This window comes from Variovorax sp. 20P10.2.4 (assembly GCF_058244205.1).
The window spans coordinates 1-5931 of the sequence record NZ_JBZAYE010000464.1 but is presented as its reverse complement, the minus strand read 5'-3'; the positions used below and the strand labels follow the sequence as shown (position 1 = coordinate 5931).

Genomic DNA, 5931 nt, shown 5'->3' with positions numbered 1-5931 from the left:
GGCGCGTCGGGGCGGTTCAGCGCCAGCCGGCCTTCTGCAACTGCTCGGCGATCTGCTGCGCGATCTTCTCGTAGCCCTGCGCATTCGCGTGGATGCGGTCGGAGCGCAGCGCGGGATCGGACAGCACGCCCGCATACACCGCCGGGATCAGCAGCGCCTGCTCGGCGGTCGCGACCTCTTCGTAGAGCGGCGCATCGCTGAGCGCGCCGATGGTCGCGCGCAGCAGTTCGGGCGCGGGCGTGGCGATCAGTGCCACGCGCGGCGTGTGCGTGCGCGCCTGGCGCACGATCGCCGCGATGTTGTCGCGCGTGGTCTGCAGCGGCACGCCGCGCAGCATGTCGTTGCCGCCGATGCCCACCAGCACCGCGTCGTAGCTGTCGGCCGCGAGCAGCGCGTCGAGCCGCTTCAGCGCGCCGGCCGAGGTGTCGCCGTTGATGCCTTCGTTGACCACCTGCCAGCCCGTGAGTGCCGCGAGCCTCGCGGGCCAGTCCTCCCCGGGTGGGGCACCGTAGCCGAAGGTCAGGCTGTCGCCCAGCGCGAGCAGCTTGGCATCTGACTTCAGCGCCGGCTCCGAGGCCTTGCGCCGGCCGCAGGCGGCGAGCGTGGAGGCGGCGATGCCGCCGGCGAGGAGCTGCAGCAGGTGGCGTCGGTTCATGCGTGGGTAGGCGAAAGTGAAGGCGGGCGCCAGCATAGCGGCGCATTTCGCGCGCGCCTGAAAGACCGTACCGGATCTGGCGACAACCGGGCAGGGCGGAGGAGGGCGGTCAGCGGCGCAGGTCCACCAGCGCCTCGAGCCGCTTCACCTCGGCCCAGGTCTCGCGCTTGAAGGCCTGGTGATAGCGATCGATGGCCTCGGTCGACTGCGTCGCGACCTGCCGCGCCTTCTCGTGCGAGGCGGCGCGCATGTAGTAGACGAGGAAGTCGCCCTCGCTGCCGCTGTCGAGGAACACCGACTCGATGGTGACGCCTTCCGCGGCCAGCGTTCGCAGCGCCTCCTCGCGGTGTTCGGCGATGTAGCGGGCCCATGCGCGCACGCGTTCGAGCGAGCCCGGATGCAGGCGCACGCGCGCGCAGACGGCGCTGTCGCTGCCCTCGGGGACGTCGGGCGATCCGGACATGGGGCTGTGGCCGCGCCCGCTCAATCGTTCGTCTCGTCGCCCGTGGCGACCGCGCGCTCGCGCAGCTGGAACACATTGCCCTCGGTGTCGTGCCCGTCGCAATAGCGATGGCCGCCGAACGCCCATTCGGCCTCGGCCGGCTTCAATGCGCCGCCGTGCTCGGCGGCCGCGCGCCGCGCATCGCGCAGGCTCTCGACCGGAAAGACGAACTTCAGCGCCGTGTTCTCGCGCCGCACCGGCGGCTGCGACACATGGACCCGGGCCGCGATGTCGCCATGCATCGCGACCACGAACAGCTGCAGCGCGGGCGATTCGAGGGTGCTGAATCCGCCTTCGGCATGGGCGAGCGACAGGCCGGCGACGCGCGTGTAGAACGTGCTCAGGCGCGTCACGTCCTTGGCGTAGACGACGGCTGCCGCGACGGTGTGTTCGGTCATCGGACCCCTCGGTGTGTGGTTGCTGCGTTCGGGTTTGGCAGGGTGCCGGGCGGCATTCTGCCAGCGCTCCCGCGCGAGTCTGGTGACCGGACGTGACGCGTGTCTTTCAGGCCGCGCAGCCCTCGGCATGCGCGCGCCGCAGCTCCGCCTGCAGCTTCTTCCAGAGCGCGGGCCCGCCCTTGTCGAGCGCGGCGGCATCGGCGGCGCTGTCCTTCGTGGCGGCCGTGTGCTTGCGGCCCCAGATGCCGATCTGCGCCACCACCGGCAGCAGGTCGATGCCCATGGGCGTGAGGCTGTAGAGGGCCTTCTGCCGGTGCGTGGGATCGTCGCTCTTGCGCAGCACGCCCTGATCGACGAGCTTGCCGAGCCGCTCGGTGAGGATGTTGGTCGAGATGCCTTCGTCGGACTGCAGGAACTCGCGGAAATGGCGCTTGCCCGCGAACATCATGTCGCGCACGATCAGCAGGCTCCAGCGGTCGCCGAAGACTTCCAGCGCGAGATTGATCGGGCAGAGGGATTTTTCCTGGGATGCCATGGCGCGCGCTCCTACGCTTTTCTTTCGGAACCGCTTGCATTCTTGCATCGGTCGGAAGACACTGCAACCGCCCGCCGGAAACCGATTGCAATTCGCAAGCAGAAAGCAGGGCGCTTCGATCCCTTCCAGACCCACCAGGAGAACGCGCATGAGAAAGCTGATCCTTCAGATGCAGATGTCCGTCGACGGCTATGTGTCGGCGGCCCACGCCCACCTCGACTGGCAGCTCTGGGGCTGGGGCGATCCCTGGCCCTGGGACGAGCGGCTCAAGCAGGACTTCAACACCGTGTTCGACAGCGTGGGCACCATCCTCCTGAGCCGCAAGATCGCGGAGGAGGGCTACCTCGACCACTGGGGCCGCGCGGCGCAGCGCTTTCCGGCCGATCGCCACTACGCCTTCGCCCAGAAGATCGTCAATGCCGACAAGGTGGTGCTCTCGAACAAGCTCGAGGCCTCGCGCTGGGAGCGCACCGCGGTGGTCCATGGCGACCTGGCCGAGGCGGTCGAGACGCTCAAGCGCCAGGAGGGCGGCGACATCCTCTCGATCGGCGGCGTGGGCTTCGCGTCGGCGCTGGTCGAGGCCGGCGTGGTCGACGAGTTCCAGTTCTTCGTCAATCCGGCCGCGGTGGGCGGCGGGCTGTCGGTGTTCAACGACCGCAGCAAGGGCCACCGGCTCGCGCTGCTGCGCTCCGACGCCTATGAATGCGGCATCGTGGTCAACCGCTACGTGCCCGGCCTGCCCTGAAACGGCACCATGGCGCCGCGCGGCTGTAGGAGCGCAGGAGGCGCGGATACCGCCGCTTACCTTGTTTCACTTCGCGCCTACCTGAGCGCCGGCTGACCGACACACAGGCCGCCCACAATGGACTCGTCATCACAACACGCACGAAGGAGTTCCAGATGTTCATCAACAAGACGAAGAGCATGGCCGTGGCCGCTGCGGCACTCGCCATGTGCATGGCAGCGGGCAGCGCCTTCGCGCAGGGCCGCGGCCATGACGGTCATCGCGGCGGCCCTCCGGGCCATGACCGCATGGAGCGCCGCGGCCCGCCGCCCGGCCACTGGGGCAACCAGGACTTCCGCGACGGACGCCAGTTCGATCGCCGCGGTTTCCCGCAGCCGCATGCCGAATGGCGCCGCGGTGGCCGCGTGCCGAGCGAGTACCGCACGCGCAACTACGTGGTCAACGACTACCGCGCCTACCGCCTGCAGCCGCCGCCGCGCGGCTACCAGTGGATGGGCGTGGGCGGCGACTTCGTGCTGGCCGCGATCGCCACGGGCGTGATCTCGCAGATCATCGCTGGCCAATAACGATAAGTGCCCACTGCCGCAGTGGCTCCGAGAGGAGCCCGCACGAAAGCCGCCGCAGGCCTCACGCCGCGGCGGCTTTCTCTTGGGGGTGCCTCAGACGAGTGCCGTGGGCGCGAGCTGCGCGCAGACGTTGCGGCCCGTGATCGTGAGCCGCAGCCCGCCGCCGTGCCATTCGAGCCAGTTGAGGTTCACGTAGGCATCGATGTCGCTGTCGTCGATGCGGTCGGCATGGCGTTGCTGCAGCAGTTCCACCGTGGCGGGCAGCCCTCGTCGCAGGCGTTCGCGCCGTTCGCTGGCTTCGGCGGCCTTGAGGGCCTTGGCCTTCGCTGTGGGGTGCTGCTGCGAAATCGATGCCATTGCTGATCCGTTCCGGAAAGCTGGGATGAATGCGAATGTACGCTCCTTGTGTGAAGCAACTGGCAGCTTTTTCATGCTTTCGTATGGAAGTCTCGCCGCTTCGGTCGACATCGTGACCGAAGCCTCGCATCCGCCGTGCGAAGTCCACGCGCCAAGCCCTTGTCGGGCCACGCTTTTCAGATTTCGTAGTGCGAAGCCCTGGTTTCGTCGGTCAGTGCCTTTTCCACCACAGCGCGCGTGAGGGTCGGCGCGAAGGACTCGATGAAGGCGTAGACGTACTTGCGCAAGTAGTTGCCGCGCCGCACCGCGAGCTTCGTGAGGTTGATGCCGAAGTGGCGCCCCGCGTCGATCGCGCGCAGCTGCGTGTCGCGCTCGGCCTCGTAGGCCACGCCGGCCACGATGCCCACGCCCATGCCGAGCTGCACGTAGGTCTTGATCACGTCGGCATCCATCGCGGCCAGCACGATGTTGGGCGTGAGCCCGCGCTGCGCGAAGGCCTCGTCGATGCGCGAGCGGCCCGTGAAGCCGGTGTCGTAGGTGATCAGCGGATAGCGCGTGAGCGCATCGAGCGTGAGCGGCGCGTCGAGCAGCGGATGGCCCGGCGGCACGATCACCGAATGGGTCCAGCGGTAGCAGGGCAGGGCGACCAGCTGCGGGTAGTCGCCCAGCGCCTCGGTGGCGATGCCCACGTCGGCCTCGCCGTCGATCAGCATCTGCGCGATCTGCTTGGGCGAGCCCTGGTGCAGGTGCAGCTTCACGTTGGGGAACTGGGCGCGGAATTCCTGCACCGCCACCGGCATCGCATAGCGCGCCTGCGAGTGCGTGGCCGTCACCGACAGCAGGCCGCTCTGCTGCGCGACGAACTCCTGCCCGGCATGCCGCAGGTTGCTGCTCTCGAGCAGCATGCGCTCGATGATCGGCAGCACGTGGCCGCCGGGTTCGGTGAGGCCGGTGAGCCGCTTGCCGGCCCGCACGAAGAGCTCGATGCCGAGCTCCTCCTCGAGTTCGCGGATCTGCCGGCTCACGCCGGGCTGCGAGGTGTGGAGGGTATGGGCGACCTCGGTCAGGTTGAAGCCGCAACGAACGGCCTCGCGTACCGAGCGCAGTTGTTGGAAGTTCATCTGGCGCGGAAGGGTCATGTCCCGGAGCGGGACGGACCGGGAATTCTCTGCACAACGGCTTATGCGGGGAACGATGCGTTTGTTGGTTTCACATGAGCAAATCATCTTTGGGCCCTCTGGCAAGGCGGCCTTTGCGTTGGCTTGCTATTTCGCACGACTGTGCTAAAGTACGCCGCATGGACGCCAAGACCCAGAAAAGCGAGTTGACCCGCACCGCCATCGTCGGCGCGGCGATGGATCTCGCGCTGGCCGAGGGCCTGGAGGCGATTACGCTGCAGGCGATCGCGAGCCGGCTGGCCCTGTCCAAGAGCGGCGTGTTCTCGCGCGTGGGATCGCGCGAGGCGCTGCAGAAGGCCGTCATCGAGGAATACGGCCGCCGCTTCCTGGCCGACGTGTTCGTGCCCGCGATGCAGAAGCCCAAGGGCCTGGCGCGGCTGACCGACATCGTCGAGCGCTGGATCGCGCGCACGCGCGACGTCGAGAGCGAGACCGGCTGCCTCTACATGGCCGGTGCCTTCGAGTACGACGACCGCGAGGGCGAGCTGCGCGAGCTGCTGCTCGCCGAGATCACCCGCTGGCGCGCCGCGCTGCGCCGCACCGTGCTGCAGGCGGTGGACAGCGGCGAGCTCAAGGCCGGCACCGATGCCGCGCTGCTGGTCAGCGAGCTCAACGGCCTCGTGATGACCCTGCTGCACGACGCGCGCTTCCTGCGCGATCCGCTGGCCGGCGAGCATGCCGCGCGCAGCTGGCGGCGCATCCTTTCCGACTATCGCGCCTGAGGCAGGTCCCGGGCGCACGCCTTTCGTCTTTGCTTATCTGAATTTCGCACAACCGTGCGATAAAAAAGGAGAAACACCATGCTGATCATTGCCCTCTGTCTGGCCGTCTACGCGCTGGCCCTCGGCGTCGAAACCCTGCGCGAAGCCCTGCGTGCGCTGCCCGGCAGCAACCAGGACTGGGTCTGGTACTGAAGGGCGCACGGCATGACGAGCAGCGCCACGCCTTCGGCCTCCACCCACGCCGCGCGTTCCGGCTACTACGGCGCCAGCCTC

General features: G+C 68.3%; 9 protein-coding genes. 3 read left to right on the top strand and 6 right to left on the bottom strand.

The genetic code is table 11. From position 1 onward, the window contains the following. Nucleotides 1-16: 16 nt before the first annotated feature. The 4 genes from AC27VN_RS30335 to AC27VN_RS30320 all read right to left on the bottom strand — a co-directional run bounded on the left by AC27VN_RS30335 (nt 17) and on the right by AC27VN_RS30320 (nt 2090). The gene (locus tag AC27VN_RS30335; RefSeq protein WP_490878955.1) at nt 17-655 is read right to left on the bottom strand and encodes a GDSL-type esterase/lipase family protein; all 639 of its coding nucleotides are present in this window, start codon (nt 653-655) and stop codon (nt 17-19) included. 109 nt (nt 656-764) lie between these two features. After that, nucleotides 765-1118, bottom strand: a complete 354-nt coding sequence (locus AC27VN_RS30330; RefSeq protein WP_490878954.1) for a DUF6176 family protein — start codon at nt 1116-1118, stop codon at nt 765-767. A gap of 20 nt (nt 1119-1138) precedes the next feature. Then, nucleotides 1139-1555, bottom strand: a complete 417-nt coding sequence (locus AC27VN_RS30325; protein ID WP_208513805.1) for a VOC family protein — start codon at nt 1553-1555, stop codon at nt 1139-1141. Nucleotides 1556-1661: 106 nt separating this feature from the next. Further along, nucleotides 1662-2090 (bottom strand): winged helix-turn-helix transcriptional regulator, encoded by a 429-nt coding sequence (locus AC27VN_RS30320; protein ID WP_490878953.1) that lies wholly within the window; start codon nt 2088-2090, stop codon nt 1662-1664. Nucleotides 2091-2238: 148 nt separating this feature from the next. Here AC27VN_RS30320 and AC27VN_RS30315 point away from each other — a divergent pair, with 148 nt between their 5' ends. Together AC27VN_RS30315 and AC27VN_RS30310 are read left to right on the top strand one after the other, a co-directional pair. Further along, nucleotides 2239-2835 (top strand): dihydrofolate reductase family protein, encoded by a 597-nt coding sequence (locus tag AC27VN_RS30315; RefSeq protein ID WP_093343670.1) that lies wholly within the window; start codon nt 2239-2241, stop codon nt 2833-2835. A gap of 155 nt (nt 2836-2990) precedes the next feature. Then, a complete protein-coding gene (locus AC27VN_RS30310) occupies nt 2991-3401 on the top strand; it encodes an RcnB family protein (protein ID WP_093343671.1) in 411 nt (136 codons plus the stop codon). A gap of 93 nt (nt 3402-3494) precedes the next feature. Here AC27VN_RS30310 and AC27VN_RS30305 read toward each other — a convergent pair whose 3' ends face one another. Then, nucleotides 3495-3758: a hypothetical protein gene (locus tag AC27VN_RS30305; RefSeq protein WP_093343673.1), complete on the bottom strand. Its 264-nt coding sequence runs from the start codon at nt 3756-3758 to the stop codon at nt 3495-3497. Between the two features lie 176 nt (nt 3759-3934). Beyond that, entirely contained in the window at nt 3935-4879 is a 945-nt protein-coding gene (locus tag AC27VN_RS30300) for a CysB family HTH-type transcriptional regulator (protein WP_057591795.1), read from the bottom strand. A 176-nt stretch (nt 4880-5055) separates the two neighbouring features. Between AC27VN_RS30300 and AC27VN_RS30295 the strand changes: the two genes are divergently transcribed. Beyond that, entirely contained in the window at nt 5056-5658 is a 603-nt protein-coding gene (locus AC27VN_RS30295) for a TetR/AcrR family transcriptional regulator (protein WP_093343675.1), read from the top strand. Nucleotides 5659-5931: the final 273 nt, after the last annotated feature.

Excerpts from the sequence above, each read along its gene's own strand:
- AC27VN_RS30325 (WP_208513805.1), bottom strand. The coding sequence starts at position 1,555 with ATGACCGAACACACCGTCGCGGCAGCCGTCGTCTACGCCAAGGACGTG.
- AC27VN_RS30330 (WP_490878954.1), bottom strand. The coding sequence starts at position 1,118 with ATGTCCGGATCGCCCGACGTCCCCGAGGGCAGCGACAGCGCCGTCTGC.
- AC27VN_RS30295 (WP_093343675.1), top strand. The coding sequence starts at position 5,056 with ATGGACGCCAAGACCCAGAAAAGCGAGTTGACCCGCACCGCCATCGTC.
- AC27VN_RS30315 (WP_093343670.1), top strand. The coding sequence starts at position 2,239 with ATGAGAAAGCTGATCCTTCAGATGCAGATGTCCGTCGACGGCTATGTG.
- AC27VN_RS30310 (WP_093343671.1), top strand. The coding sequence starts at position 2,991 with ATGTTCATCAACAAGACGAAGAGCATGGCCGTGGCCGCTGCGGCACTC.
- AC27VN_RS30305 (WP_093343673.1), bottom strand. The coding sequence starts at position 3,758 with ATGGCATCGATTTCGCAGCAGCACCCCACAGCGAAGGCCAAGGCCCTC.
- AC27VN_RS30335 (WP_490878955.1), bottom strand. The coding sequence starts at position 655 with ATGAACCGACGCCACCTGCTGCAGCTCCTCGCCGGCGGCATCGCCGCC.
- AC27VN_RS30320 (WP_490878953.1), bottom strand. The coding sequence starts at position 2,090 with ATGGCATCCCAGGAAAAATCCCTCTGCCCGATCAATCTCGCGCTGGAA.
- AC27VN_RS30300 (WP_057591795.1), bottom strand. The coding sequence starts at position 4,879 with ATGAACTTCCAACAACTGCGCTCGGTACGCGAGGCCGTTCGTTGCGGC.